This is a genomic window from Kineococcus sp. NBC_00420 (assembly GCF_036021035.1).
GTDB lineage: Bacteria > Actinomycetota > Actinomycetes > Actinomycetales > Kineococcaceae > Kineococcus.
Map to the genome: position 1 here is coordinate 3,450,455 of NZ_CP107930.1, position 25,183 is coordinate 3,475,637.

The following is a 25,183-nucleotide window of genomic DNA, read 5'->3' on the forward strand; positions in this document are numbered from 1 at the left end:
GTCCGGGCGGGTGACAGTTTCCGGGCGTGGCAGAACTCGAGGACACCGCCGGTGCCGGTGCGGCACCGCGCCCCGTCCTGCTGACCGTCGACGACGACCCGGCCGTCTCCCGGGCGGTGGCCCGCGACCTGCGCCGCCGCTACGGCCGTGAGTACCGGATCGTGCGCGCGGAGTCCGGTGCCGACGCGCTCGGCGCCCTGCGCGAGCTGAAGCTGCGCGGGGAACCCGTCGCGGCGGTCCTCGCCGACTACCGGATGCCGCAGATGGACGGCGTCGAGCTCCTCGAGCAGGCGATGGACCTCTTCCCCACCGCCCGTCGGGTGCTGCTCACCGCCTACGCCGACACCTCCGCGGCGATCCGGGCCATCAACGACGTCGACCTCGACCACTACCTGCTCAAACCGTGGAACCCGCCGGAGGAGAAGCTCTACCCCGTCCTCGACGCCCTCCTCGAAGGCTGGCGGGCGATCCCGGCGCGGCCCGTCGACGAGGTCGTCGTCGTCGGCGACCGGTGGTCGGCGCGGTCCTTCGCGGTGCGGGACTTCCTGGCGCGCAACGAAGTCCCCTACCGGTGGCTGCTGGCCGAGCAGCCCGAGGCCGTGCGTCTCATGAGTGCCGTCGACTCCACGCGTCTGCCCGTCGTGGTCGCCCCCGGCCCCGACGGTCTCGTCGTGCTCGTCGATCCCGACGACACCGCCCTGGCCGAGCACGTCGGGCTCTCGACCCGCCCGCAGCAGGACTTCTACGACCTCGCCATCGTCGGCGGCGGCCCCGCCGGGCTGGGCGCCGCGGTCTACGGCGCCTCCGAGGGGCTGCGGACGGTCCTCGTCGAGGAGCACGCCACCGGTGGGCAGGCCGGACAGAGCTCCCGGATCGAGAACTACCTCGGCTTCCCCGACGGCCTCTCCGGCGCGCAACTCGCCGACCGGGCCCGGCGACAGGTCGCGAAGTTCGGCGCCGAGACCCTCGCCGCGCGCAGCGTCACCGCCCTGGAGACCTCCGGTGGCGCGCACGTCGTCCGCTTCGCCGACGGGACCAGCGTCGCCGCGCACACCGTCCTGCTCGCGACCGGGGTGTCCTACCGGACCCTGGAAGGACCCGGTCTCGACGAGTTCACCGGCCGCGGCGTCTACTACGGGGCCGCGTTGAGCGAGGTGAACGCCTGCGCCGAGGAGGACGTCTTCGTCGTCGGCGCCGCGAACTCCGCCGGGCAGTCCGCGGTGAACCTCGCCCGGTCGGCCCGCAGCGTCACGATGCTCGTGCGGGGCCCCTCGCTCGAGGCGTCGATGTCGTCCTACCTGATCGAGCAGATCCGGGCCCTCGGCAACGTCCACGTGCGCACCTGCACCGAGGTCGTCCGCGCCGCCGGTGACGGGCACCTGCACTCGATCGTGGTGCGGGACAGGCAGTCCGGCCAGGAACAGGAACTCCCCGCCACCCACGTCTTCGTCTTCATCGGCGCCTCCCCGCGCACCGGGTGGCTGGAGGGGACCGTGCAGCGCGACGCCCACGGGTTCGTCGTCGCCGGCCCCGACCTGCACCTCGTCGACGGACGCCCACCCGGCTGGACCCTGGACCGCGCGCCGTACCACCTCGAGACCTCCGTCCCCGGGGTCTTCGTCGCCGGCGACGCCCGCGCGGACTCCGTGAAGCGGGTCGCGTCCGCCGTGGGTGAGGGAGCGATGGCCGTCATGCTCGTCCACCGCTACCTGGCCCGGTCGTGAACCCCGACGCGAACCCCGCCGTGCGGCTCGCCCCCGAGGAACTGCGGACCCTGTTCCTCTTCGAGAAGCTGTCGGAGGAGCAGTTGCGGATGCTGTCGGCGACCGGGGAGGTCGTCGACGTCGCGCCCGGCCCGCTCTACGCCGAGGGCGAGAAGGCCACCTGCTTCTACGTCCTGCTCTCCGGCGCCATCGCCCTCTCCCACCGCGGGAACGGCACCGACGACCTCGAGGTCGGCCGCACCCGCCAGCGCGGCGTCTACTGCGGCGCGTGGGAGGCCTACCTCGGCGACGACGCACCCGAGGGGTACGGCTCCTCCGTCCGCGTCCTCGAACCCGCCCGCTTCTTCGTCCTGCCGGCCTGGAAGTTCGGCAGGGTCGTCCGCGAGTGGTTCCCGATGGCCGTCCACCTGCTGGAGGGCCTGCGCATCGGGATCACCGAGGCCCAGGAACTCATCGGCGCTCGCGAGCGCCTGCTGGCCCTCGGCTCGCTGACCGCGGGACTCACCCACGAACTCGGCAACCCGGCCGCGGCGCTGGCCCGGACCCTGGGGCAGCTGCAGGAGGGCCTGGACGTCCTCGCACCTCCCGTCCCCGTGACCGGAGCCGTTGCGGTGCCGCGTGATCCGCTGGGGCGCGCCGAGGCGGAGGACCGGCTGCTGGACGTCCTCGACGAGCTGGGGGTGGCCGAGCCCGACGACCTCGCCCCGGTCCTCGTCGAGCACGGGGTCAGCGTCGAGTTCCTCGGGTCGCTGGGTGGGCGGGCCGCCGTCGAGACGTACGCGCGGGGGTTGTCGGTGCGTTCCCTCGTCGCCGAGGCCGCCGCGGCGTCGGCCCGCATCAGCGCGCTGCTGGCCTCGGCGGGCAACTACGCCCAGCTCGACCGCGCGGCCGAGGGGTGGGTCGACGTCCGGGAACTGCTCGACGCGGCGATCGAGATGCTCGGTGCGGGAGCCGGCCGCGCGGTCGGCAACGCCCACGTCGTGAAGGACTACGCCGACGTGCCCAGGCTGCTCGGGCAGGCCGGCGAGCTCGGCCAGGTCTGGACCAATCTCCTCGACAACGCCCTCGACGCGCTGGCGCCGGGACCGGGCACGGTCACCGTGCGGGTCCGCGACGGGGACCCCGGGGTCGTGGTGGAGATCGCCGACGACGGACCGGGGATCCCCCCGGAACTCCTGGGCCGCATCTTCGAACCCTTCGTCACCACGAAGGACGTCGGTCAGGGGACCGGTCTCGGCCTCGACATCGCGTGGCGGATCGTCGTGCACCGCCACCACGGGCGGCTCGGCGTCACCAGCGAACCCGGCAACACCGTGTTCCGGGTGTGGCTGCCGCTCACCTCAGAACCCCCCACGTCCGAGCTCTCGTCCGGAGGAGAACAGTGACCGAACCAATCGACCCCACCGCCGCCCCCAGCGGCCCCGGCTGCGCCGACTGCGAGGTCTCGGACCCGCAGGGCTGGTGGTTCCACCTGCGCCGTTGCGCCGCCTGCGGGCACGTCGGCTGCTGCGACTCCTCGCCCGGCCAGCACGCCAGCGGCCACGCCGCGTCCTCCGGGCACCCCGTGGTGCGCTCCTACGAACCGGGGGAGGAGTGGTTCTACGACTTCGGCACCGAGGAGACCTTCGAGTCCGGTCCGGACCTCGCCCCGCCGCTGAACCACCCCGAGGACCAGCCCGTCCCCGGCCCGCACGGCCGCGTCCCCTGGAACTGGACGACGCTGCTGCACTGAGGCCCCCGGATCCCGCGGAAACAACACTTTCCGCCCTCGCGGGGACCCCTCCGGGGGCGGAAAGTGTTGTTTCCGCGCGGGATCGGGGGCGGGGAAGGTTCGTTGCGCGGGGGGAGCGCCTAGGCTCCGGGGGTGAAGTACCTCCTGGTCGTCATCGTCCTCGCCGTCGTCGCGTTCCTCGCCTACCGACGCATCCGCGGGTCGGGCTCGAACCTGGACGGCGGGGTCAACCGCGAACGGCTGCGGGACGAGTTCCGCGCCGGGAACGACCCGCAGGACCCGAGCGACCGGAGCTGAGCCCCACCAGCACCAGCAGCGCGACCGTCGAACCGGTCGTGCCCAGCGTCATGTCCCCGAGGGTGTCCTCGTAGGCCGTGGCCAGCTCGGTGCCGTGGCGGATGAACGTCCACCACTCGCCGATCTCCCACAGCAGCGCCAGCAGCGCCCCACCGCCGACGACGGCGACCGCCCGCGCCCACCGCGGTCGCAGCGCGACGACGTCGAGGACCAGCCCCAGGCCCAGGGTCAGCAGGAACCAGTTGAGGAAGTGCAGGGCGTCGTCCCACCAGACGAGCGAGTCGTAGAGGTCGAGCGTGTTCCCGCTGACGTCGACCAGGAACGGCAGCATCACCAGGGTGAGACCCGTCCAGGGCGCTCGCCGTCCCGACCGGTCCAGCACCCGCCACAGCAGCGGGACGACCAGCATCATCAGCGGGTAGAACACCAGCCGGGCCGTGAACCCCTTGCCCGCGAACTGGGGCAGGTCCCGCGCGAACGTCGCCACGAGCAGCTGGACCACCGTCGCGGCGAGCACGACGGCGGCGGCGGTCCAGCGCGGTGCTCGCATTCCCCTAGTCTTCCGCCCGTCCGGCGCGCGCCGGGACGGATTCGGAGGACTCGGCATGGCGAACGGTTCGGGGCGACCCGGTTGGCAGTTGCACGGCGACGGGCGCAGCGTCCGGCCCGGGGCGGTCGTCGCTCCCGAGGAGCGGCTCGCGTGGCCGCGGACCATCGGGATCGGGCTGCAGCACGTCGTCGCGATGTTCGGCTCGACGGTCCTGGTGCCGGCGCTGACGGGTTTCCCCGTCGCCACCACGTTGTTCTTCTCCGCGATCGGCACGGCCCTCTTCCTGCTGATCACCCGCAACCGCCTCCCCAGCTACCTCGGGTCCTCGTTCGCGTTCATCGCACCGATCCTCGGCAGCTCCCAGGGGTCGGCGACCGGCGGGATCCTCGTCACCGGGCTGCTGCTGGCCGTCGTCGGGGTCGTCGTCCACGTCGCGGGGTCCGGCTGGATCGACGTCGTGATGCCGCCCGTCGTGACCGGCACCATCGTCGCGCTCATCGGGCTGAACCTGGCACCCGCGGCGTGGGGGACCACCGAGACCTCGGGGTTCCGGGCCGACCCGTTCACCGCGATCGTCACGCTCCTGGTGATCGCGCTCACCAGCGTGCTGTTCCGGGGTCTGCTGGGGCGCCTGGCGATCCTCGTCGGCGTCGTCGTCGGCTACCTCGTCGCCGCGGCCCGCGGGCTGGTCTCCTGGGACGCGGTGCACGCGGCCGGCTGGGTCGGGTTGCCGACGTTCACCGCCCCGCGCGTCGACGCCTCCGACCTCGCGCTGTTCCTGCCGGTGGTGTTCGTGCTGGTCGCCGAGAACGTCGGGCACCTGAAGTCCGTCGCGGCGATGACCGGGCGTGACCTGGACCCCCTCGCCGGGCGGGCGCTGCTCGCCGACGGTCTCGCCACCACCCTGGCCGGCCTCGGCGGCGGGTCCGGGACGACGACCTACGCCGAGAACATCGGCGTGATGGCCGCGTCCAAGGTCTACTCGACCGCGGCCTACTGGGTGGCCGCCGCGGCCGCGCTGGTGCTGTCGTTCTCGCCGAAGTTCGGCGCCCTCGTCGGGTCCATCCCGCCCGGCGTCCTCGGCGGGGCGGCGACGCTGCTGTACGGGATGATCGGCGTCCTCGGCGCCCGGATCTGGGTGCAGAACAAGGTCGACTTCTCCGACCCGGTGAACCTCACGACCGCCGCCGTCGCGCTGATCGTCGGGATCGCGAACTACACGCTCACCACCAGCGGCGGGCTCTCCTTCCAGGGCATCGCGCTGGGCACGGTCGCCGCGATCGGGATCTACCACCTGATGCGGGCGGTCGCGCGGGTGCGCGGCACCGCGCAGACCGATTGATCAGCCCTGCGGCTGGCCGCTGACGTAGAGCACGAGGTCGCCGTCCTGCAGGGCGGCGACCTCGTGGAAGAGGACGGTCCGACCGCCGCGCAGCACGGCGAGGACGGGGACGCCGAGGGCGTCCGGGGCCAGGCCCACCTCGGCCGCGGTCACCGGACGCTGGTGCAGGTCCAGGCCGGTGCCGAAGGAGACGAGGTCCTCGACGACCTCGACGGCGGCGGGGCTGTCCGCCGCGAGCCCGAGCAGGCGACCCGTCGTCTCCGAGGTCACCACGACGGAGTTCGCGCCCGACTGCCGCAGCAGGTCGGCGTGCTCGACCTCGCGGGCCGTCGCGACGACCGTGGCCCGCGGGTTGCACCGGCGCAGCGCGAGCGTCGCCAGGATGGCGGTGTCGTCGCGGTCGACGGCGACGACGACGGTGCGGGCGCGGTCGGCGAGCGCCGTCACCAGCGTCTCCGAACGGGTCACGTCGCCGGTGACGCTGAGGTAGCCGTCGCGGCCGGCGTCGGCCGTGGCGGTGGGGCTGCGGTCGACGACGAGGACGCGGTCGGCCGGCAGGCCCTTCAACCGCAGCTCGCGGACGGCGTTGCGCCCCTTCGTTCCGTAGCCCAGGACGATGACGTGGTCGCGCATGCGGGCCCTCCACCGCGCGAGGCGGATCTCCTTGCGGGAGCGCTCGGTGAGCGCCTGGATCGTGGTGCCGACGAGGATGACGACGAACAGGATGCGGACCGGGGTCACGAACAGCGCGTTGACCAGCCGGGCGCTGTCGCTCACCGGGACGATGTCGCCGTAGCCGGTCGTGGAGAGCGTGACGGTCGTGTAGTACAGCGCGTCCAGGGACGAGAGCGACCCGTCGACGCCGTCGCGGTAGCCGCCGCGTTCGAGGTAGACGACCACCCAGCAGACCACGACGAGCAGCAGGGCCAGCCCCAGGCGCAGCGCGATGGCGCGCAACGGCGACACCGGGCGCCCGGCGGGCAGGCGCAGGCGCGCTGATCGTTCGGTCACGACCTGAGTCTGCTGGATCACGGGGGCTCCGCCACCTCCGGGGGCAGACACGCAACGTCACCCCCTGTCAGGATGTCGGTCGGGGCGATCGAGGGGGAGCACGTGAGCGGGTATCAGCAGGGCCCGTCGGAGGACGGCAGTTCGTGGCAGGACCCGCACGCGCAGCAGCCCTGGCAACCGGCGCCGCCGCCGAACGCCGGGATGCAGCCCTACCAACAGCCCTACCCCCAGCCGTACCCCCAGCCGTACCCACCGCAGAACCGGGTCGTCGTCGTGCCGGTCAAGACGCCCGGGTTGGCGGTGCTCTTCTCGTTCCTCTGGCTCGGCGCGGGGAACTGCTACGCCGGGCAGGTCGGGCTGGGGGTGGCGCTGATCATCGCCCAGGTGGTCTGCGCGCCGCTCTCGGCGATCCTCGCCTCGGTCACCCTGGGGTTCTCGTTGCTCATCACGGTGCCGATCTGGATCGTGGCCTTCGTGGTGTCGGCGATCACCGGGTACAGCGCCTGCAAGGAGCACAACCGGAGCCTGGGGTTCCCCCACTACTAGGCCTGCGTCACCCCGAACGGGAAGGGCCCGTCCGGTGATCCGGACGGGCCCTTCGTCGTGCGGGGTCAGGTGGTGAGTTCCCGCGCGATGAGCTCGGCGATCTGCGCGGTGTTCAGCGCGGCGCCCTTGCGGAGGTTGTCGCCGCAGACGAAGAGGTCGAGGGTGTTCGGGAAGTCCAGCGCCTGCCGGATGCGGCCGACGACGGTCGGGTCGCCGCCCACGGTGTTGGCCGGGGTCGGGAAGATCCCGTTCGCGAGGTCGTCCTGCACCTCGACGCTCGGGGCGGCTTCGAGCTTCGCGGTCGCCTCGGCCACCGACACGGGCCGCGCGAACGTCGCGTGCACCGCGAGGGAGTGCGTGGTCTGCACCGGCACCCGGACGCAGGTCGCGGAGACCTTCAGGTCGGGGATCCCGAGGATCTTGCGGGACTCGTTGCGGACCTTGAGCTCCTCGCTCGTCCAGCCGCCGTCCTTGAGCGAGCCCGCGACGGGGATCACGTTGAGGGCGAGGTGGGTCGGGAACGGGGAGTCGTCACCGAGCTTGGTGGAGATCGCCGCGGCGGTGTCGCCGGCCGTGGAGCCGAGGGTGCGCTCGCCCGCGACGACCTCGAGCTCGTCGTAGAGGCGGTCCACGCCGGGCTGCCCGGCGCCCGAGGCCGCCTGGTAGCTGGCGACGACGAGTTCGGTGAGCTGCCACTCCTCGTGCAGGGCGCCGAGGGCGTCCATCATCGTCAGCGTCGTGCAGTTCGGGTTCGCGATGATGCCCTTGTGGCGGTTCCGCGCGGCCGCGCCGTTGACCTCGGGGACCACGAGGGGGACCTCGTCGTCCATCCGGAACGCGCCGGAGTTGTCGACGGCGACGGCGCCGCGCTCGGCGGCGATCGGCGCCCACACCGCGGAGACCTCGTCGGGGACGTCGAACATGGCGACGTCGACCCCGTCGAAGACCTCGGGGGTGAGTTCACGCACGACGACGTCCTCGCCGCGGACCCGCAGGACCTTGCCGGCGGAGCGGGCGGAGGCGACGAGACGGATCTCGCCCCACACGTCGGGGCGCTCGGAGAGGATCCCGAGCATGACGGTGCCGACGGCGCCGGTGGCCCCGACGACGGCGAGGGTGGGTTTGCGACTCCCGTTGGATGTCATCGTCCGGTACCTCCGTAGACCACGGCTTCTGCTTCCCCGTCGAGGCCGAACGCGGTGTGGATCGCGCGCACGGCGTCATCGAGCTGGTCGAGGCGGGTGACCACCGAGATGCGGATCTCCGAGGTCGAGATCATCTCCATGTTGATGGCCTCGGTGCCCAGCGCCTCGAAGAACGTCGCGGAGACCCCCGGGTGCGACCGCATCCCGACGCCGATCAGCGAGACCTTGCCGATCTGGTCGTCGTACTCGACGCGCTCGAAGCCGATCGCGGCCTGCGCCTTGTCCAGCGCGGCGATCGCCGTCGACCCCTCGGCCTTGGGCAGCGTGAACGAGATGTCCGTGCGCCCCGACGCCCCGGCGGCGACGTTCTGCACGATCATGTCGATGTTGATCTCGGCCTGCGCGACGGCCTTGAAGATCGCCGCGGCGGTGCCCGGGTTGTCCGGGACCCCCACGACGGTGATCTTGGCTTCGCTGCGATCGTGCGCGACACCGGAGATGATCGGCTGTTCCACGGGTTCCTCCCCGGTTCGGTGGGTGCTGAAGGCGGCGGGGACGGGGGAGTCGGTGACCCAGGTCCCCTCGTGCGGGCTGAAGGAGCTGCGCACGTGGATGGGGAGGTCGTAGTTCCGCGCGTACTCCACGCAGCGGAGCATGAGGATCTTGGCGCCGTTGGCGGCCATCTCCAGCATCTCCTCCGTCGCGATCCGGTTGATCTTCCGGGCCGTCGGGACGATGCGCGGGTCGGCGGTGTAGACGCCGTCGACGTCGGTGTAGATCTCGCAGACGTCGGCCTTCAACGCCGCCGCGAGCGCGACGGCGGTGGTGTCGGACCCACCGCGACCGAGGGTGGTGATGTCCTTGGTGTCCTGGCTGACGCCCTGGAACCCGGCGACGATCGCGATGGAACCCTCGTCGAGCGCGGCGCGGATGCGACCGGGCGTGACGTCGATGATGCGGGCCCGCCCGTGCGAGGAGTCGGTGATGACCCCGGCCTGGGAACCGGTGAAGGAGCGCGCCTCCAGCCCGAGGTTGGAGATCGCCATGGCCAGGACCGCCATCGAGATCCGCTCGCCCGAGGTCAGCAGCATGTCCAGCTCGCGGGCGGGCGGGCGGGGGCTGACCTGTTCGGCGAGGTCGATGAGGTTGTCGGTGGTGTCGCCCATCGCCGAGACCACGACGACGACCTCGTGGCCGGCGCGCTTCGTCGCGGCGATCCGCTTCGCGACACGCTTGATCCCCTCGGCGTCAGCGACCGAGGAACCGCCGTACTTCTGCACCACGAGAGCCACGACGGACGATTCTACGGAACGTCCTGCCGTGCTCCGGGCCGTGCCCAGCCCGCCGTCCCGCAGCTGTGCACGGTGTCCACCCGAGGACGCCCCTCAGGGGTGGAGTGCGTCGAACTCCGCGTCGGAGACCGTCTCGGAGTCCACGTCGAGGCGCAGGTGGGCCAGCAGCGACTGCAGGACGCGCAGCGCCGCGGTGGCCCGCAGCCCCCAGGAGGAGAGGTAGGAGAACTGCCACCACCACAGCGCCTCGGTGACGTCACCGCGTTCGTGGTGGCGCAGGCCGTGCTCGAGGTCGGCGGCGACGCTGGCGAGGTCGTCGGACAGCGCCCCGCGGACGAGCTTGGCGTCGGTCAGCGGGTCGACGACGTCGGCGTAGTCGTCGAGACCCTCCAGGACGTTCGCGAGCCCCGCGCGGACGGGGTCGACGTCCGGGTCCGGGCCGGCGTCGGGTTCGTAGCGCCGCGACGGGACGACGTCGGCGACCGCGCCGAGGCGGGCGCCGCTCACGAGCGCCTGGCTCACGGCGAGGAGCAGGACCGAGAGCGCGGTCGAGTCCATCCGCCCGGTCGCGACCTCGGTGACGGTCGAGAGGTAAGCGCGGGCGTCCGCGGCCGTGGTGGCGGCGAGTTCCGCGAGCTCGTCGCTCACGGTCTCGGGTGCGGGGTGCTGCTCAGCCATCGAGGGACCTCCGTCCAGCGAACGCTCGTCCAAGGGTCACTTCGTCTGCGTACTCCAGGTCCCCGCCCACCGGCAGGCCGGAGGCGAGTCTCGTGACCCTCAGACCCATCGGCTTCAGCAACCGCGCCAGGTACGTCGCGGTCGCCTCCCCCTCCAGGTTCGGGTCGGTCGCGATGATCGTCTCGGTGACCGTGCCGTCGGACAAGCGGGACAGCAGCTCCCGCATGCGCAGGTCGTCGGGACCGATGCCCTCCATGGGACTGATCGCGCCCCCCAGCACGTGGTAGCGACCCCGGAACTCCCGGGTCCGCTCGATCGCGACGACGTCCTTGGACTCCTCGACGACGCAGATGACCGTGGGGTCGCGACGGGGGTCGCGGCAGACCCGGCACAGCTGTTCCTGCGCGACGTTCCCGCAGACCTCGCAGAACCGGACCTTGCTCTTGACCTCCGTCAGGACGTCGGCCAGCCGCTTCACGTCACCGGCGTCGGCGGCGAGCAGGTGGAAGGCGATGCGCTGCGCGCTCTTCGGTCCCACGCCGGGGAGGCGACCGAGCTCGTCGATCAGGTCCTGGACGACTCCTTCGTACACCCGTCGAGACTACGTGCCCGCGACGACACCGCCGGTCACCTCTCGTCGGTGGAGATGATCTTCCCGCCGAGGATCTGCTCGACGACCGCCGTGCCGACGAGCTGGGAGTCCTCCTCGGCGTCCTCGTCGTCGCGGCTGGGGGTGTCCTCCTCCACCGGGGCGGGCGGCGTCGGCTCGGGCGGCGGGGCGGCCGCCGCGGCGACCATCGCGCGTCGACTGGGACGGGAGAGCTGTTCCTCGCCCGGGTCCTCGAGGGGTTCCTCGGGCGGCGGGACGTCGTCGTAGTAGGCGTTGCCGCCGCCACTCGGCGCGGGAGCCGAGGTCCCGGGCGGGGGACTGACCGGGTCCGGGGTCGCCCGGGCGACGGGCTGCGGCGCAGCCTGCTGGGCGGGTGCCTGCTGCGGGGCCGGACGCTGGGCGGGCTGGGCGGGGGCCTGCTGCTGACGGTTCGGCGTCGACCAGCCGCCGCGGGCCGGACGGGCCTGACCGCGACCGCCGCCGGACTCGCCACCGCCACCGGTGGCCCCGGCGGCCTGCACCCGGGCCTCGATCCCCGTCACCTGGATGAGGGCCTCGGCCACGAACCCCGCGTGGTTGCCGCTGCTGAAGGTCTGGGCCAGGCCGGGGGTCTTGAACTGCAGGACGAGGACCCCGTTGCGGTGGTCCTCGACCCGGGCGCTCTCCGAGACCAGCGCCCAGGTGACCCGCTTCATCGACTTCAGCTTGTCGAGGACGTCGGTCCACAACCGCCGGACCGTCTCGACCTCGCTGCCACCGCTCGGGGCGGCGTCGGCGACGGGGGCCTGGGCACCGGCGGGTTCGGGGGTCGGGGCCTCGGCCCGGGCAGGCGCCTCGCCGGGGGTCCGGGCGGCGGGCCACGCGTCTGCGGGCGGCCGCTCCTGAGCGGCAGGGCGTTCGGGCGCCGGTTCCACCGGGGCGGCGACGGGTTCGGGGCGAGCGGGTTCCGCGCGAGCGGGTTCGGGGGCGCGCACGGGTTCCGCGCGGACCGGTTCGGGGGCGCGCACGGGGTCGGGTTCGCCCCGGGGGGCCGGCGCGGTCGCCACCGGGACCCCGGCGCTGAACCGGCGTTCCATCCGGTCCATCCGCGCACCGATCCCGCCGTCGGCGTCGACCCCCGGCAGCAGCAGCCGCGCGCACAGGAGTTCCAGCTGCAGGCGGGGCGAGGTCGCCCCCGTCATCTGTTCCAGCCCGGCGGCGACGACGTCGGCCGCGCGGGAGAGCTCGGCCCGTCCGAGGTGGGAGGCCTGCGCCTTCAACCGCTCCAGGGCGTCCTCGGGCACGGCGAGCGCGTCGGCCGCGGAATCACCCACGGCGGCGACGATCACCAGGTCCCGCAGCCGTTGCAGCAGGTCGTCAGCGAAGCGACGGGGTTCCTGGCCGGTGTCGACGACCTTCTCGACGGCGCGGAACACCGTCGCGCCGTCGCCGGCGGCGATGGCCTCGACGACGTCGTCGAGCAACGAGGCGTGGGTGTAGCCCAACAGGCTCACCGCGATGTCGTAGGTGACGCCGTCGTCCCCGGCCCCGGCGATGAGCTGGTCGAGCACCGACAGGGTGTCGCGCACGGATCCGCCGCCCGCGCGCACGACGAGCGGCAGCACGCCCTTGCCGATCTGGACCCCCTCGCGCTCGGCGAGTTCCCCCAGGTAGGGCGTCAACCGGCCCGGGGGGACGAGGCGGAAGGGGTAGTGGTGGGTGCGCGAGCGGATGGTCGTGAGGACCTTGTCCGGTTCCGTCGTCGCGAAGATGAACTTCACGTGCGGCGGGGGTTCCTCGACGGTCTTCAGCAGCGCGTTGAAGCCCGCCGCCGTGACCATGTGGGCCTCGTCGAGGATGTAGACCTTGAACCGGTCCCGGGCGGGGGCGAAGGAGACCCGTTCGCGCAGGTCGCGGGCGTCGTCGACCCCGTTGTGGCTGGCCGCGTCGATCTCGACGACGTCGATGCTGCCCGGCCCGCCGTTGGCGAGGTCCTGGCAGGAGTCGCAGGTGCCGCAAGGGGTCGCCGTCGGGCCCTGCGCGCAGTTCAGGCAGCGCGCCAGGATCCGCGCGCTCGTCGTCTTGCCGCACCCCCGCGGCCCCGAGAAGAGGTACGCGTGCGTGATCCGGCCCTTGCTCAACGCCTGCATCAGCGGAGCGGTGACGTGCTCCTGGCCGATGACCTGCTCGAACGTCTCGGGCCGGTAGCGGCGGTACAGCGCGGTCGTCACGGGGACGAGGCTAACCCGCGGTCCGGACACGGGGGACCGGTCCGGCGGAGGAGATGAGGGACCCCCCGCACACCCGCCAGGGCCCACCTACCCTTGCTGCCTTCCGGCCCTGGGGGGGTTCAGCGGGATGACGCCGCACGAGGGGTCTGCAGATCACTGTACGAGACGATCGCGACGCGGTCCAACCGCCCTCCGCCGCCCGCCCCGGTCGGAAGCACGGGTCACCGTCGGCTACGCTGGTGGCACTGGAGGATTCGCCTAGTGGCCTATGGCGCACGCTTGGAAAGCGTGTTGGGTTAACGCCCTCAGGGGTTCAAATCCCCTATCCTCCGCCGCACGAGGCCCGTTCCCGGACATCCGGGGGCGGGCCTTCGTCGTTCCCGGCCCAGCGTCCTCCCGGTGCAGCACCCTCCGGCGGGGGCGCACCGATCCCGGGCAGTTCCCGGGGATGGACGCTCCTGCACCCCTAGACTCCACCACCGTGATCTTCCACGCCGTGGGCGACGGCCGCCCGTACCCCGACCACGGCTACGAGACGACGAGCCAGTGGTCGAAGGTCCCGCCGCGCCAGGTGCGGCTGGAGGAGCTGACGACGACGAAGCGCACGCTCGACCTCGACGCGCTGCTGGCGGAGGATTCGACGTTCTTCGGCGACCTGTTCGCCCACGTGGTGTCCTGGCGGGGGCGGCTGTACCTGGAGGACGGGTTGCACCGGGCGGTGCGAGCGGCCCTGCACCAGCGGCAGGTGCTGCACGCACGGGTCCTGACGCTGCCGGACTAGGAACCACCCGGCTCGGGGGAGTGCGGGGCGATCGAGGGGGAACGGTGGCACGACGCTACGAGGACGAGCAGGACCGGGCGACGCAGGACGAGGGGGTGCTCCCCGAGGTCGAGGACGACCTCGACGAGGAGTCCTACCGGCGCCTCAGTGGACGGCGACGGGCCCGGCGGGTCCGCCAGCGCGCCGTCTTCGCGGTGGTGGTCCTGGTGGTGCTGGGCGCCGGTGGCGTGGCCGCGCTGATCTACACCGACCGCTGGCAGCCCGGCTCGTCGGCGACGCCCACGAGCGCCGCCCCGAGCCCGACCTGCGTGCCGGCATCGGCCCCGGCCCTGCTGCCCCCCGCCGAGGTGAGCGTCGACGTCCTGAACGGCACGTCGCGCCGCGGCCTGGCGGGCACGGTGGCGGGGGAGCTGCGCACCCGCGGTTTCGTCGTGGTGAACGTCGGCAACGCGCCGACGGCGACCGGCCCGGTGACGGCCGCGGTGACCTACCCGGCGGCGTCGCTGGCGCAGGCCGTCACGGTGGGGGCCCGCTTCCCCGAGGCGAAGCTCGTGCCGGACCCGGCCGCGACCGTCATCACGGTGGCCCTGGGGGACGGGTACCAGAACCTCCTGGCCGAGGACGTGGTGGTCGCTCCGGCGCTCCCGGTGGACCCGGCCGCCGCCTGCTGAGCGGGGAGACGACGAAGGGCCCGGAACCAGTGGTTCCGGGCCCTTCGACGTGCTGCGGTGACGGTGGGATTTGAACCCACGGAAGAGTCACCCCTTCACACGCTTTCGAGGCGTGCTCCTTAGGCCGCTCGGACACATCACCTTGATCCTGCGTCACCAACCTTACACGGCTCCGGCGGTGCCTCGCTCAGCTCCGCCGGGCGGCGAAGAACTCGTCGAGCAGCGCTCCGCACTCCTCGCCGCGGACACCGCCCGCGACCTCCACGACGTGGTTGAGCCGGCGGTCGCGCACGACGTCGCGCAGGGACCCGGCGGCGCCGAACCGGGCGTCCCAGGCCCCGAGGACCAGCCGGTCGACCCGGGCCAGCACGGTCGCCCCCGCGCACATCACGCACGGTTCCAGCGTGACGACGAGGGTGCAGCCGGACAGCCGCCACTCCCCGCGGGTGCGGGCCGCCGCGCGCAGCGCGAGGACCTCCGCGTGCGCGGTGGGGTCGCCCGCGGCTTCCCGCTCGTTGCGCCCCACGCCGAGGACGGTCCCCGCCGCGTCGAGCACGACCGCCCCGACCGGGACGTCACCGGTCTGCAGGCAGGCCCGGGCCTGCTCGAGGGCCAGGCCCATCCAGCGCGTCCAGTCGGGGGGGACGGCGAGCCCGCTCAGCGCAGCGATTCCAGGACGTCGGCGAAACCGAGGAGCTCACCGATCTCGACGGTGGCTCCCGAGGGGTCGGCCCCGGAGGCGGCGATGCGGACGAGGACCTCCGCGGGGAGGCCGAGGTCGGCCAGCAGTTCGGGGTCGCCGGCCCAGACGTCCTCCGCCACCACGGGTTCGGACCGGGTGGCGGTGGGTTCGTCGTCCTCCTCCTCACCGTCCTCACCGTCGGCGTCACCGTCGTCGGCTGACGCGTCGTCGCCGAGGACGGCCCGGGTGGCCGGTGGGAGTTCGGCGAAGAGCGGGGCGAAGGAGCTGTCGGCGGCCGCGACGGCGTCGGAGACGAACACCTTCGTGTCGACACCTCCGTCGGTGCGGACGAGCGCGAACCACTCGTCCTCGCGTTCGAGGACGGCGAGCACGGACGCGTCGTCGTCGTCGACGGCGCCGCGCAGGACGTCGCCGAGCTCGTCGGGGGATCCGGCTTCCAGGTCGATGTCGACGGAGCGCCAGTCTCGGTCGTCGCCGGAGCCTTCGGGAGAGAGCACTGCGGTGAAGTACGCCACGCCACCATCGTGGCAGGAGAGGGGCCGCAGCGACCAGCGGTCCCACGTCGTGGCTCCGACCCCTTACTTTCGACGTCATGCGCCTGTCCGTCATCGACCACCCGCTGGTGGCCCACAAACTGACCGCTCTGCGTGACGAGCGGACCGATTCCCCGACGTTCCGTCGCCTCGCCGACGAACTGGTCACCCTGCTGGCCTACGAGGCGACGCGGGACGTCGCCGTCGAACCGCACCCCATCACCACCCCGGTCACCACGACGACCGGTGTCCGGCTCCGCTCCCCGAAGCCGATCGTCGTCCCGATCCTGCGGGCCGGGCTCGGCATGCTCGACGGGATGGTCCGGTTGCTCCCCACCGCCGAGGTCGGGTTCCTGGGGATGATCCGCGACGAGACCACCCTGCAGGCCACGACGTACGCGAACCGGCTGCCCGACGACCTCTCGGGCCGGCAGGTGTTCGTGCTCGACCCGATGCTCGCGACCGGCGGAACGCTCGTGGCGGCCATCAACTTCCTGCTGGAACGCGGTGCCCGGGACGTGACCGCGTTGTGCCTGCTCGCCGCCCCGGAGGGGATCGAGGTGGTGCGGACCGCGTTCGACGACCACGCCCAGGTGAGCATCGTCACGGCCGCCGTCGACGAGCGCCTCGACGCGAACGGCTACATCGTCCCGGGGCTGGGGGACGCCGGCGACCGCCTCTACGGCGTCGTCTGAGAACCCCCGGAGCCCCGTGTCGAGGACGTCGCGGCGCGGGGCTTCGTGCTGCGCCCGGCTTTCCGGCAGGATGTCCCCCGTTCAGCACATTCGTGTACACGATCCGTGATCGACATCAGGCGTTCGGGGGAACGCGGGAAGGAGCCGACCCGGTGAAGTGGCGTCGAGTTCTGTGGTGGGTAGTGGTGGTGTTCGCCCTCTATGCGGTCTACAAGGCGCCTGACCAGGCGGCGGACTTCGTCCGTTCCGTCGGCGAAGCGCTGAAGACCGTCGTGACCAGCATCCTGAACTTCTTCGACGGGTTGCTCAGCTGAACCGCTCGGGACGAGGCCAGAACCCGGAGCCTCGCGACGAGGCCCGGGAACTGGTGATGCTTTCCGGCACCCGACTGCGGAAAACCGGTCAGGACGGCACCTGGGAGGTCCTCGAGGTGGAGGACGACGATTCGCCCGACGATTCCGTCGATTCCTTGGTGGAGCAGGACCCGCTCCCGCCGCTCGACGAGGAGCCCGGACCGGACCCGCTGTGGGAAAGGCCACCCCGTTCGGTGCGCCGCTACGTCCTCGGCACCGAGAAGCGTCTGGTGTGCCTGCGACGGCACCTGGTGGTGCTGGCGGAACCCGTGCTCACCTGCGTCCTCGCCCTGCTGGCCGTCCTGTGGCTGGTCCCGCGGGTCGATGACGTCCCTCACCTGCCGAACCTGCTGTTCCTGGCCTGGGTCGTGGTGCTGGGCCGGGCCTACTGGAAGTACCTGCAGTGGCGCGGGGACTGGTTCATCGCGACCGACAAACGGCTGTTGCTGACCTACGGGGTCATCAAGCGCCAGGTGGCGATGATGCCGCTGTCGAAGGTGACGGACATGAGCTACAACCGGACGATCCTGGGCCGGCTCCTGGGCTACGGCGAGCTCGTCATGGAATCCGCCGGCCAGGACCAGGCCCTGAGCGACGTCGACCGCCTGCCGATGCCCGACCAGGTGTACGTGCGCATCTGCGAGCAGTTGTTCGGTGAGGTCGGCGCGGCGGACGCGCCGCGACCCGTGGGGTCGAAGGTGTGGCGGATGGCGCGCCGGGCGTGGCCGGCCAGGTTCCGCTGACCGTTTCCCGGCTCGTTCCCGCGGGCCCGTCCAGCCGGCCCCGGACACACGACAGGGGGCGGGGTCCGAAGACCCCGCCCCTGTCGTTCGTGCAGGTGCGTCAGCTCACTGAGCGGCGCGGAACTGGTCGATGATCGTCGAGGAGATCGGGCCGCGCGGGGCGACGGCGATCCCCTGCGTGGCAGCCCACTCGCGCACGGCGCGGGCGTCGACGGCAGCCGTGGAGGGAGCGGACTTCTTCGCCACCTTCTTGGCGGACTTCTTGGCCGGGGTCGCGGCGGCGGGCGCCGGGGTCTCGACGACGGGCGCCGGGGTTTCCTCGACCGGAGCCGGGGCGGCCTTCTTCGCCGGAGCGGCCTTCTTGGCGGTGGTCTTCTTCGCCGGGGCGGCCTTCTTGGCCGGAGCAGCAGCAGCGGCCGGAGCAGCAGCCGGGGTGCCGGCCAGCGCGGCGGGAAGGTCTTCCCACGCCACGTTGGTGGCGGCCTTGGCCGTCGCCGGGTTCCACGAGACACCGTTCGCGTTCACCGTGAAGGTGCCGATCTTGCGACCGTTCCGCTTGACGGGAATCTCGAGGTCGACGGCACCGACGGGCAGTTCGGTGGCCACCTTCAGTGCAACGTCGTGACTTGCCATGCTGAGCTCCTGGGGGAAGTAGTTGATCAATGCTGAAGCAATGAAACCACAGTTCTGCGGTAGTTCGCGCATCGAAGGACGAATTCTCACGGAGTTCCCCGGGTTCACGGGGGAGTTGTCGGGGTTCACCTCCGCGGTGTTGTCCGTGAGCTCCTCGTGATGGGTGCGGGATCGAACCTCCCGGCCCGGGAGAGGGGGTTCCCGGTGTTCTCCGGGGCGTTGTGAGGCCGCCGGTATCCACCCCTCCGAACCCGGTGTGAACGCGCCTCGGAACTCCCGCCGGAACCCGGCCGACAATGCCGCGGGCGAACTCCGGATCCCGGATCCGGGAGGGAGCGGGGGTGTCACCGGGAACCCGGAGGTCCGGGAAAGGTCGCAGGAACGCGGCCCCGGGGGAGTCGGGGAACGTCGCGCCGGGCGGGGAGGGGGAGCAGTGACAGCGTCCTCCGGGTGGCCCGGCCGGTCCCGGACGGAGGGTGGACCCGAGGCCGGGAGGAGGGTGGAAGAGCCCGGACATGGAGAAGGGCCCCGCGGAGGGGCCCTGGATGGAGCTGAGGTGTGCGCCCGAAGGGATTCGAACCCCTAACCTTCTGATCCGTAGTCAGATGCTCTATCCGTTGAGCTACGGGCGCCGGCAGCCCGCCGTGGCGCGCTGTCCTGGACTACTGTAGCGGGCTTCCGCCCTCGTCACCAATCGATTGCGGCGCAGCGCATCCGAGCGCCACCGCGAGGCGCCCCTGCTGCGCCGGGTGGGACGACGAAGGCCCCGGTCGCTCGTGGCGACCGGGGCCTTCGCTCCGGCGGAGGTGGCGGGATTTGAACCCGCGAGGGGGTTGTAGCCCCCAACCCGCTTAGCAGGCGGGCGCCATAGACCGGACTAGGCGACACCTCCAACGCACTGAAGGTTAGCAGGAGCACCGCCTGGGTAGCGTGCGAGCATCGGTGTCGATGAGCGACAACGCCGAGGAGCCCCGCCGGTCCACCCCACCCCCCGGGGACGGCCCACCCGCTGACCTGCGCGGACGCCCGCGGCGCCGAGCGGTGGTGGCCGGTTCGGCCGCCGGGGCCGTTCTCCTCGCCGGTGGGGCCGGTGCCTGGTGGTGGTCGCGGTCCCGAACCGACCCCGCGGCCGGGGCGGAGGACGCCGCTCGTGCCGTCGCGACGGGGTGGACGCAAGGACGCTTCGGTGACCTCGACCTCGTCGCCGCGGCCGGGGCGACGCCGCCCGCCGACCTGGGTGCCGAGTACGCCCGACTCACCGGCACCCTCGCGAGCCCGCCGCCGACGGTGACGGTGACCGGGGTCGACACCGGCCGCGCGGAGCAGGGCAGCGCGACGGCGACGCTGGCCGTGTCGTTCGACCTCGCGGCCGGCCACGGCGCGGCCGCGGGCAGCGTGCTGGCCTACTCGACCACCCTGCGCCTGACCCGTAGTGGTGAGGGGGACACGGCGAAGTGGCGCGGGGTCTGGGAACCCGCGCTGGTGCACCCGGAACTCGCGTCCGGGGCCACGTTCGCGGTGGACCGGGAACTGCCCCCGCGCGCCGACGTCCTGGCCCGCGACGGTTCGCCCGTGGTGACCGAGACCCCGGTCGTCCGGGTGGGGGTGCAACCCTCGCGGACGAGCGACCCGGCGGCCACGGCGGCGGCCCTGGCCGCGGCCCTCGGGGTCGACGCGGCCGCTCTGACCACCCGCATCCAGCAGGCCGCCCCTGATGCGTTCGTCGACGTGATCACGTTGCGCCGCAGCGATTACGACGTACAGAAGTCTGTCCTGCAGCCGTTGCCCGGCACGGTGTTCGCGGAGTCGACGCTGCCGCTGGCGCCGTCGCGCGGGTTCGCGCGGGCGTTGCTGGGGAGCGTCGGGCAGGCGACCGCGGACACCATCGCCGCCGCCGGGGGTCGCTACGCGGCCGGCGACCTCGCCGGGTTGTCGGGGTTGCAGGCCACCTACGACGAACGCCTCGCGGGGCGGGCCGGGATCACCGTGCGCGCCGAGGGCGGCACCGACGCCCGCTCCAGCCAGCTCGTGCGGGTGGAACCCCTGCCCGGGCAACCGGTGCGGACGAGCCTGGTGGCCACCGTCCAGCTGGCCTCCGACGCCGCGTTGACGGCCAGCCCGGCCGACGCCGCCCTCGTCGCCGTCGACGTCGCGACCGGTGACGTCGTCGCCGCCTCGAACTTCCCCGTCGACGGCGGCGACCGGGCGCTGACCGGCCGGTTCCCCCCGGGGTCGACGTTCAAGGTGGTGACGACGCTGGCCCTGCTCGGCGACGGGTTGGACGTCGAGGAGAACGTGCCGTGCACCCCGACCTACACGGTCGAGGGCCGCACGTTCTCCAACTTCGAGGACGAGGCGTTCGGGGACGTCCCCTTCCGCACCGACTTCGCCAAGTCCTGCAACACCGCCTTCGCGAGCCTCAGCCCCCGACTGGCCGACGACTCGCTGCCCACGGCGGCCGCCGAACTCGGGGTGGGGGCGCCGTGGTCGGCCGGGGTCGACGCGTTCGCCGGTTCCGTGCCGACCGCGAACTCCGCCGTGGACCTGGCCGCCGCGAGCTTCGGCCAGGGCCGGACGCTGGTCAGCCCGCTGGCGATGGCGGTGGCCGCGGCCTCCGTGGCGGCCGGGCAGCTGCGCGTTCCCACCGTCGTCCTCGACCCGGCCCCCGCCGCCCCGTCCGCCCCCGCCAGTGCGGCCGACCCGGCCCTGCTGGGCAGCGTCGCCGACCTCATGCGCGACGTCGTGACCGCGGGGACGGCGACCGTCCTGGCGGGGGTTCCCGGCGAACCGGTGCACGCCAAGACGGGGACCGCGGAGTACGGAACGGCGCAACCACCCGCGACGCACGCCTGGACCATCGGTTTCCAGGGACAGCTGGCCTTCGCGGTGTTCGTCACCGACGGGTCCAGCGGCGGTGTCGTGGCGGCACCGATCGCGGCCGACTTCCTGCGCCGTCTCGACGCCACCGGAGGCCTGTGACGGGTCGCGGGGGAGCCTTCCTGTGCAGGTCCGGTGAGGACCCGGGACTCCCCGGACCGGGTTCGCCACGAAATCTCCCACCAAACCCTCCGAAGGAATTGCCAAGGGCCCCTGGATGGGGTGAGGATGCTGCAGTACGCCCTGTGGGCTACGTGCGGCCCGGCTCATCCCCCCCGAGCCGGACCGTGGACGGCCCCCGCTCCCCCCCAGCGGGGGCCGTCTCCTCATCTCCCGGGTCATCTCCCGGCGTAGCCAGCCGCACCGCGTGACGTCACCGCGGTCTCCACAGGCCCCCGCCGAGCCCCTCCGTCCACAGCCCACGCTCCCGCGGCGCCGGGTCGCTGCCCGGCGCCCGCACGGTGGTCCCCCGACCACCGTGAGGAGCGACCCGTGCCCGTCCCCGGCCCCCGCAGCCGTCCCCGAACCCCCGGACCCGTCCCGCGACCGACCGCCTCCCGAACCGGTCCCGTCCTGCTCCTCACCGACGACGACGAGCTCGCCGCCGCCGTCGTCAGGTTGGCGGCCGCGGCCGGGTGCGTCCTCCGACGCACCTGTGCCCCGTCGGAGGAACCGGCCCTCGTGCTCGCCGACGCGGGCACCGACCCCGCGGAACTCGACGCGTTCCGACGGCCCGGCCTCGCCGTGGTCGTCGTGGGCAGCGCCCCCGTCGGGCCCGCCTGGTGGCAGAGCGCGGCGGGGGTGGACGCCGACCACGCCGTCCTGCTCCCCGAGGCCGAGAACTGGCTGCTGGAACTGCTCACCGACGCGGCCACCGGACCCGGCGGGTCCGGCACCCTGCTCGCGGTCGTCGGCGGTGTCGGCGGTGCGGGGGCCAGCGTCCTCGCCGCCGGACTGGCCCGGGCGCTCGCGGACACCCTGGGTGGCTGCCTCCTCGTCGACGCCGACCCCCGCTCCGGCGGCCTGGACCTGCTGCTCGGAGCGGACGCGCTGCCCGGGCTGCGCTGGGGCGACCTGGCCGGCGTCGACGGGCGCATCAGCCCCGACGTGCTGCGCGCCAGCGTCCGCCTCGGGGCCGGGCTGCAGGTCCTGGCGACCGACCGCCGCGGAGGTCGGGGACCCGCCCCGGACCAGCTGTGGGCCGTCGTCGAGGCCTCCCGCCGGGCGTTCGCGGCAACCGTCCTCGACCTGCCCCGAGCGGGGTTGGACGGGCTGGGACCGGTGCTGGGGGCGTGCGCGGAAGTGCTCGTCGTCGTCCCGGGGACGACCCGGGCCGCGGCGGCGGCCTGCGTCGTCGTCGACGAGCTGCGGGCCGCGACGACCGCCCCGGTGCGGTTGGTGGTGCGCGACGTCGGGACGGGGACGGACGCCGAGGACGTGGCCGACGCCGCCGGGGCACCGCTGGCCGGGGTGGTCCGCCCCGACCGCGACCTCGACGTCGGCCTGGAGCGGGGGGAGGGCGTCCCCGGCGGCCGCCGCAGCGGGCTGCGCAGCTTCGCCCTGGCCTGCGCCCGCGACTGGGTCCAGACCTCGTGAGGCTGCCCGAGGAGGAGTTCTTCCACCTCGTCCAACGGGTCCGTGACCGTCTGGCGCGCAACGGGTCGACCCCCGATCCGCCGACGGTCGCCGCCGCCGCGCGGGCCGAGGGGGTCGTGCTCGCGGCGCCCGACCTGCTGCGGTTGCTGGACGGGGTCGGGGCCGCGGTGCGCGGCGCCGGGCGGTTGCAGCCGCTGCTGGAGCTCGACGGGGTCACCGACGTGCTGGTCAACGGCGGGGGGGCGGCCTGGATCGACGACGGGGACGGTCTGCGCCGCGCCGACGTCACCCTGGACGGTGAGGCGGAGGTCCGGACCCTGGCCGTCCGGCTCGCCGCCGGCGCCGGACGACGCCTCGACGAGGCGAGCCCCTTCGTCGACGCCCGGTTGCCCGACGGGACCCGGCTGCACGCGGTGCTGCCCCCGCTCTCCCCCGACGGGACGCACCTCAGCCTGCGGGTGCCGGCCGTGCGACGTTTCGGCCTCCCCGAACTCCTCGCCCGAGCAGCGGTCCCGGCCGGGTGGGCACCGGTCCTGCGCGCCGTCGTCGCGCGCCGGACGTCGTTCCTCGTCAGCGGCGGGACGGGCAGCGGCAAGACGACGCTGCTGCAGGCCCTGCTGGGTCTCGTCGGCAGCGACGAACGCATCGTGCTCGTCGAGGACTCCGGCGAACTGCGCCCCGACCACCCCCACGTCGTCCGTCTCGAGGCCCGGCACGGCAACGTCGAGGGCCGTGGCGCCGTCGGCCTCGACGTCCTCGTGCGGCAGGCCCTGCGGATGCGCCCGGACCGCCTGGTGGTGGGGGAGTGCCGCGGCGCGGAGGTCCGCGACCTGCTCGCCGCCCTGAACACCGGGCACGCCGGTGGGGCCGGGACCGTGCACGCCAACACCGCCGCCGACGTCCCGGCCCGCCTGCACGCGCTGGCCTCGACGGCGGGGCTGACCCCCGGGGCGGTCGACGCCCAGGTGCTGGCGGGGATCGACGTCGTGCTGCACGTGGCCCGCCGAGCGGGTGCCCGCGGGCTCGTGGAGGTCGGCGTGGTCGCCGCCGAGGGCGGACGCGCGGTCGTGGTCCCGGCGCTGGTGGCCGGGCGGGAGGAGCCGGGTCCCGGCTGGGAGCGCCTCGCCGGGCTGCTCGACCTCGCCGGCGAGGTGCGGGGGTGAGCGGGCTCCTCGTCGGCGGGCTGCTCGGGGTCGCGGTCCTGGTGGCACCCGGACGGCGGGTCCCGCGCGCCCCCGACGTCGGCAGCCCGCGACCACGGCGGGCGAACCGCCCGAAGGCGGGTGACGAGGCCCTCCTCGGAGCCCGGCAGGCCGAGCGGGCCGCCGCCCTGCTGCGGGCCGGGATCGCCCCCGCCCTGGTCTGGGAGCACGCCGGGGGAGGCGTCGAGGGGCCCGCCGAGGCCTCCCCGGTCGCGGTGCGCGCCGTCTGGCGACTCGTCACGGCGACCGGTGCCCCGGCCGCCGACGCGCTCGAGGCCGCCGCCGAGGGGTTGCGGGCCGACGCCGCCGCCCGGGCCGCGGTCCGCGCGGCGCTGGCGGGGGCCCGGGTGAGCGCACGGACGGTCTCGGCGCTGCCCCTGCTCGGCCTCGCGCTCGGTGCCGCCCTCGGCGCACCCCCGTGGGAGGCCCTCGGCTCCGGACCGGGGCGGCTGGCCGGCGCCGTCGGCGGGGTCCTGCTCGTGCTCGGCTGGTCCTGGAGCGCCCGGCTGGTGGCGTCCGCCGAACGAGCGGCCCGGTGAGCGGTCTGCTGACGGGGCTCGTCCTCGGGGCCGCGGTCCTGGTCGTCACGGGCGGGGGCCCCTCCGGGCCCCGGCTGCCCCGAGGCCGGCTGCGGGCCCTCCGTGGCCGCCTGGCCCGGGCGCCCGGGGTGCGTCGGGGGAGCGTCGAACCGGCCGACGTCCCGCTCGTCCTCGACCTCGTCGCCGCCGCCGTGCGGGCCGGCCTGCCCCCGGGGCGGGCGCTGGAGGCGACGCTCGACGCGCTCTCGGCCGCCGGGGTGCCCCAGGACCCGACCCTGCGCCGGGTCGCGGTGCAGCTGTCCTGGGGTTCTGCGCCCGAGGAGGCCTGGAACTCCGTGACCGCGCAGACCGCCCGGTGGGACGAACTGGCCGACGCGTTGCTGCTCTCCACCCGCACGGGTGCACCCGCGGCCTCGCTGCTCGCGTCGGCGGCGTCCTCGGCCCGGGCCACCCGCCGGTGGAACGCCGAGGCCGCCGCAGCCAGGTTGTCCGCGCTCCTCGTGCTGCCGCTGGGGTTGTGCACCCTGCCGGCGTTCCTCCTCCTCGGGGTGGTCCCCGTCGTGCTGACCCTCGCCGGGCAGGTCCTCGGGACGGGTTCGTGACGCCGCGGTCTCCACAGGGCCGGACGGCGGCGGATCCGTCCACAGGTGCCCGGCGCACACCGGAAACCTCCGTCCTCCGGGTCGAGAGTGGTTGCGGGCCGGAGGATCCGGCGCCGAA

The 25,183-nt window shown here is 73.6% G+C and carries 26 protein-coding genes, 4 tRNA genes and 1 other RNA gene; 17 read left to right on the top strand and 14 right to left on the bottom strand.

The features are described 5' to 3' along the window. Positions 1–26 precede the first annotated feature (26 nt). The 4 genes from OG218_RS16975 to OG218_RS16990 all read left to right on the top strand — a co-directional run bounded on the left by OG218_RS16975 (position 27) and on the right by OG218_RS16990 (position 3,753). A complete protein-coding gene (locus OG218_RS16975; protein WP_328294415.1) occupies positions 27–1,724 on the top strand; it encodes an FAD-dependent oxidoreductase in 1,698 nt (565 codons plus the stop codon). Next, the gene (locus tag OG218_RS16980; protein ID WP_328294416.1) at positions 1,721–3,109 is read left to right on the top strand and encodes a sensor histidine kinase; all 1,389 of its coding nucleotides are present in this window, start codon (positions 1,721–1,723) and stop codon (positions 3,107–3,109) included. Before OG218_RS16975 ends, OG218_RS16980 begins: the two co-directional genes overlap by 4 nt. Then, positions 3,106–3,456: a UBP-type zinc finger domain-containing protein gene (locus OG218_RS16985; protein ID WP_328294417.1), complete on the top strand. Its 351-nt coding sequence runs from the start codon at positions 3,106–3,108 to the stop codon at positions 3,454–3,456. Before OG218_RS16980 ends, OG218_RS16985 begins: the two co-directional genes overlap by 4 nt. A gap of 132 nt (positions 3,457–3,588) precedes the next feature. Then, positions 3,589–3,753 carry a hypothetical protein gene (locus tag OG218_RS16990; RefSeq protein WP_328294418.1) on the top strand — a complete coding sequence of 55 codons (165 nt, stop codon included), beginning with the start codon at positions 3,589–3,591 and terminating at the stop codon, positions 3,751–3,753. Here OG218_RS16990 and OG218_RS16995 read toward each other — a convergent pair. Next, positions 3,683–4,303, bottom strand: a complete 621-nt coding sequence (locus OG218_RS16995) for a hypothetical protein (protein WP_328294419.1) — start codon at positions 4,301–4,303, stop codon at positions 3,683–3,685. The genes OG218_RS16990 and OG218_RS16995 overlap by 71 nt on opposite strands. Before the next feature lie 55 nt (positions 4,304–4,358). Between OG218_RS16995 and OG218_RS17000 the strand changes: the two genes are divergently transcribed. Further along, positions 4,359–5,645: a uracil-xanthine permease family protein gene (locus tag OG218_RS17000; protein WP_328294420.1), complete on the top strand. Its 1,287-nt coding sequence runs from the start codon at positions 4,359–4,361 to the stop codon at positions 5,643–5,645. On the opposite strand, the gene OG218_RS17005 is transcribed toward OG218_RS17000, so the two are convergent. Continuing rightward, the gene (locus OG218_RS17005; protein ID WP_328294421.1) at positions 5,646–6,656 is read right to left on the bottom strand and encodes a potassium channel family protein; all 1,011 of its coding nucleotides are present in this window, start codon (positions 6,654–6,656) and stop codon (positions 5,646–5,648) included. A 102-nt stretch (positions 6,657–6,758) separates the two neighbouring features. Here OG218_RS17005 and OG218_RS17010 point away from each other — a divergent pair, with 102 nt between their 5' ends. After that, positions 6,759–7,202 carry a hypothetical protein gene (locus OG218_RS17010; RefSeq protein ID WP_328294422.1) on the top strand — a complete coding sequence of 148 codons (444 nt, stop codon included), beginning with the start codon at positions 6,759–6,761 and terminating at the stop codon, positions 7,200–7,202. A 65-nt stretch (positions 7,203–7,267) separates the two neighbouring features. Here the strand turns inward: OG218_RS17010 and OG218_RS17015 are convergent, their stop codons facing one another. The 6 genes from OG218_RS17015 to ffs all read right to left on the bottom strand — a co-directional run bounded on the left by OG218_RS17015 (position 7,268) and on the right by ffs (position 13,287). Next, positions 7,268–8,347 (bottom strand): aspartate-semialdehyde dehydrogenase, encoded by a 1,080-nt coding sequence (locus OG218_RS17015; protein ID WP_328294423.1) that lies wholly within the window; start codon positions 8,345–8,347, stop codon positions 7,268–7,270. Beyond that, positions 8,344–9,639 (bottom strand): aspartate kinase, encoded by a 1,296-nt coding sequence (locus OG218_RS17020; protein WP_328294424.1) that lies wholly within the window; start codon positions 9,637–9,639, stop codon positions 8,344–8,346. The genes OG218_RS17015 and OG218_RS17020 overlap by 4 nt, the downstream gene beginning before the upstream one ends. Before the next feature lie 93 nt (positions 9,640–9,732). Continuing rightward, positions 9,733–10,317, bottom strand: coding sequence for a DUF5063 domain-containing protein (locus tag OG218_RS17025; protein WP_328294425.1), 585 nt, complete (start codon positions 10,315–10,317; stop codon positions 9,733–9,735). Beyond that, complete coding sequence (gene recR / locus OG218_RS17030; protein ID WP_328294426.1) at positions 10,310–10,909, bottom strand: recombination mediator RecR; 600 nt, start codon at positions 10,907–10,909, stop codon at positions 10,310–10,312. The genes OG218_RS17025 and recR overlap by 8 nt, the downstream gene beginning before the upstream one ends. A gap of 35 nt (positions 10,910–10,944) precedes the next feature. Next, complete coding sequence (locus OG218_RS17035; protein WP_328294427.1) at positions 10,945–13,137, bottom strand: DNA polymerase III subunit gamma and tau; 2,193 nt, start codon at positions 13,135–13,137, stop codon at positions 10,945–10,947. Positions 13,138–13,190: 53 nt separating this feature from the next. Next, positions 13,191–13,287, bottom strand: an RNA gene (ffs, locus tag OG218_RS17040) — signal recognition particle sRNA small type. 97 nt (positions 13,288–13,384) lie between these two features. On the opposite strand from ffs, the gene OG218_RS17045 reads away from it, so the two are divergent. The 3 genes from OG218_RS17045 (at position 13,385) to OG218_RS17055 (ending at position 14,589) form a co-directional block, all read left to right on the top strand. Further along, positions 13,385–13,469 (top strand) — tRNA-Ser (locus tag OG218_RS17045). A 149-nt stretch (positions 13,470–13,618) separates the two neighbouring features. After that, positions 13,619–13,918, top strand: coding sequence for a type II toxin-antitoxin system VapB family antitoxin (locus tag OG218_RS17050; RefSeq protein WP_328294428.1), 300 nt, complete (start codon positions 13,619–13,621; stop codon positions 13,916–13,918). Positions 13,919–13,962: 44 nt separating this feature from the next. After that, positions 13,963–14,589 carry a LytR C-terminal domain-containing protein gene (locus OG218_RS17055; RefSeq protein WP_328294429.1) on the top strand — a complete coding sequence of 209 codons (627 nt, stop codon included), beginning with the start codon at positions 13,963–13,965 and terminating at the stop codon, positions 14,587–14,589. A 55-nt stretch (positions 14,590–14,644) separates the two neighbouring features. On the opposite strand, the gene OG218_RS17060 is transcribed toward OG218_RS17055, so the two are convergent. From OG218_RS17060 to OG218_RS17070, 3 genes are all read right to left on the bottom strand, one after another. After that, positions 14,645–14,731 (bottom strand) — tRNA-Ser (locus OG218_RS17060). A gap of 45 nt (positions 14,732–14,776) precedes the next feature. Beyond that, positions 14,777–15,250 carry a nucleoside deaminase gene (locus OG218_RS17065; protein ID WP_442906519.1) on the bottom strand — a complete coding sequence of 158 codons (474 nt, stop codon included), beginning with the start codon at positions 15,248–15,250 and terminating at the stop codon, positions 14,777–14,779. Further along, positions 15,247–15,807 carry a tRNA adenosine deaminase-associated protein gene (locus OG218_RS17070; RefSeq protein WP_328294430.1) on the bottom strand — a complete coding sequence of 187 codons (561 nt, stop codon included), beginning with the start codon at positions 15,805–15,807 and terminating at the stop codon, positions 15,247–15,249. The genes OG218_RS17065 and OG218_RS17070 overlap by 4 nt, the downstream gene beginning before the upstream one ends. 77 nt (positions 15,808–15,884) lie before the next feature. Between OG218_RS17070 and upp the strand changes: the two genes are divergently transcribed. From upp to OG218_RS17085, 3 genes are all read left to right on the top strand, one after another. Beyond that, positions 15,885–16,520 (top strand): uracil phosphoribosyltransferase, encoded by a 636-nt coding sequence (upp, locus tag OG218_RS17075; RefSeq protein WP_328294431.1) that lies wholly within the window; start codon positions 15,885–15,887, stop codon positions 16,518–16,520. Between the two features lie 188 nt (positions 16,521–16,708). Next, on the top strand, positions 16,709–16,834 hold the full coding sequence (locus tag OG218_RS17080; RefSeq protein WP_328294432.1) for a hypothetical protein: 126 nt from the start codon (positions 16,709–16,711) through the stop codon (positions 16,832–16,834). Between the two features lie 56 nt (positions 16,835–16,890). Beyond that, a complete protein-coding gene (locus OG218_RS17085) occupies positions 16,891–17,616 on the top strand; it encodes a PH domain-containing protein (protein WP_328294433.1) in 726 nt (241 codons plus the stop codon). 105 nt (positions 17,617–17,721) lie between these two features. On the opposite strand, the gene OG218_RS17090 is transcribed toward OG218_RS17085, so the two are convergent. The 3 genes from OG218_RS17090 to OG218_RS17100 form a co-directional block, all read right to left on the bottom strand. Beyond that, positions 17,722–18,249: an Lsr2 family DNA-binding protein gene (locus tag OG218_RS17090; protein ID WP_328294434.1), complete on the bottom strand. Its 528-nt coding sequence runs from the start codon at positions 18,247–18,249 to the stop codon at positions 17,722–17,724. Positions 18,250–18,808: 559 nt separating this feature from the next. Beyond that, a tRNA-Arg gene (locus OG218_RS17095) sits at positions 18,809–18,881 on the bottom strand. A gap of 169 nt (positions 18,882–19,050) precedes the next feature. After that, positions 19,051–19,141: transfer RNA gene (locus OG218_RS17100), tRNA-Ser, on the bottom strand. Positions 19,142–19,197: 56 nt separating this feature from the next. Between OG218_RS17100 and OG218_RS17105 the strand changes: the two genes are divergently transcribed. The 5 genes from OG218_RS17105 (at position 19,198) to OG218_RS17125 (ending at position 25,065) form a co-directional block, all read left to right on the top strand. Continuing rightward, on the top strand, positions 19,198–21,228 hold the full coding sequence (locus OG218_RS17105; RefSeq protein WP_328294435.1) for a penicillin-binding transpeptidase domain-containing protein: 2,031 nt from the start codon (positions 19,198–19,200) through the stop codon (positions 21,226–21,228). Positions 21,229–21,618: 390 nt separating this feature from the next. Further along, positions 21,619–22,722: a septum site-determining protein Ssd gene (gene ssd, locus OG218_RS17110; protein WP_328294436.1), complete on the top strand. Its 1,104-nt coding sequence runs from the start codon at positions 21,619–21,621 to the stop codon at positions 22,720–22,722. Continuing rightward, the gene (locus OG218_RS17115; protein ID WP_328294437.1) at positions 22,719–23,885 is read left to right on the top strand and encodes a TadA family conjugal transfer-associated ATPase; all 1,167 of its coding nucleotides are present in this window, start codon (positions 22,719–22,721) and stop codon (positions 23,883–23,885) included. Before ssd ends, OG218_RS17115 begins: the two co-directional genes overlap by 4 nt. Continuing rightward, the gene (locus OG218_RS17120; protein ID WP_328294438.1) at positions 23,882–24,463 is read left to right on the top strand and encodes a hypothetical protein; all 582 of its coding nucleotides are present in this window, start codon (positions 23,882–23,884) and stop codon (positions 24,461–24,463) included. Before OG218_RS17115 ends, OG218_RS17120 begins: the two co-directional genes overlap by 4 nt. Then, a complete protein-coding gene (locus tag OG218_RS17125) occupies positions 24,460–25,065 on the top strand; it encodes a type II secretion system F family protein (protein ID WP_328294439.1) in 606 nt (201 codons plus the stop codon). Before OG218_RS17120 ends, OG218_RS17125 begins: the two co-directional genes overlap by 4 nt. Positions 25,066–25,183: the final 118 nt, after the last annotated feature.

Bases quoted from the DNA above. Each gene is read 5' to 3' on its own strand.
- OG218_RS16995 (WP_328294419.1), bottom strand. From the start codon at position 4,303: ATGCGAGCACCGCGCTGGACCGCCGCCGCCGTCGTGCTCGCCGCGACG.
- OG218_RS17000 (WP_328294420.1), top strand. From the start codon at position 4,359: ATGGCGAACGGTTCGGGGCGACCCGGTTGGCAGTTGCACGGCGACGGG.
- OG218_RS17015 (WP_328294423.1), bottom strand. From the start codon at position 8,347: ATGACATCCAACGGGAGTCGCAAACCCACCCTCGCCGTCGTCGGGGCC.
- OG218_RS17025 (WP_328294425.1), bottom strand. From the start codon at position 10,317: ATGGCTGAGCAGCACCCCGCACCCGAGACCGTGAGCGACGAGCTCGCG.
- upp (WP_328294431.1), top strand. From the start codon at position 15,885: ATGCGCCTGTCCGTCATCGACCACCCGCTGGTGGCCCACAAACTGACC.
- OG218_RS17085 (WP_328294433.1), top strand. From the start codon at position 16,891: ATGCTTTCCGGCACCCGACTGCGGAAAACCGGTCAGGACGGCACCTGG.
- OG218_RS17090 (WP_328294434.1), bottom strand. From the start codon at position 18,249: ATGGCAAGTCACGACGTTGCACTGAAGGTGGCCACCGAACTGCCCGTC.
- OG218_RS17105 (WP_328294435.1), top strand. From the start codon at position 19,198: ATGAGCGACAACGCCGAGGAGCCCCGCCGGTCCACCCCACCCCCCGGG.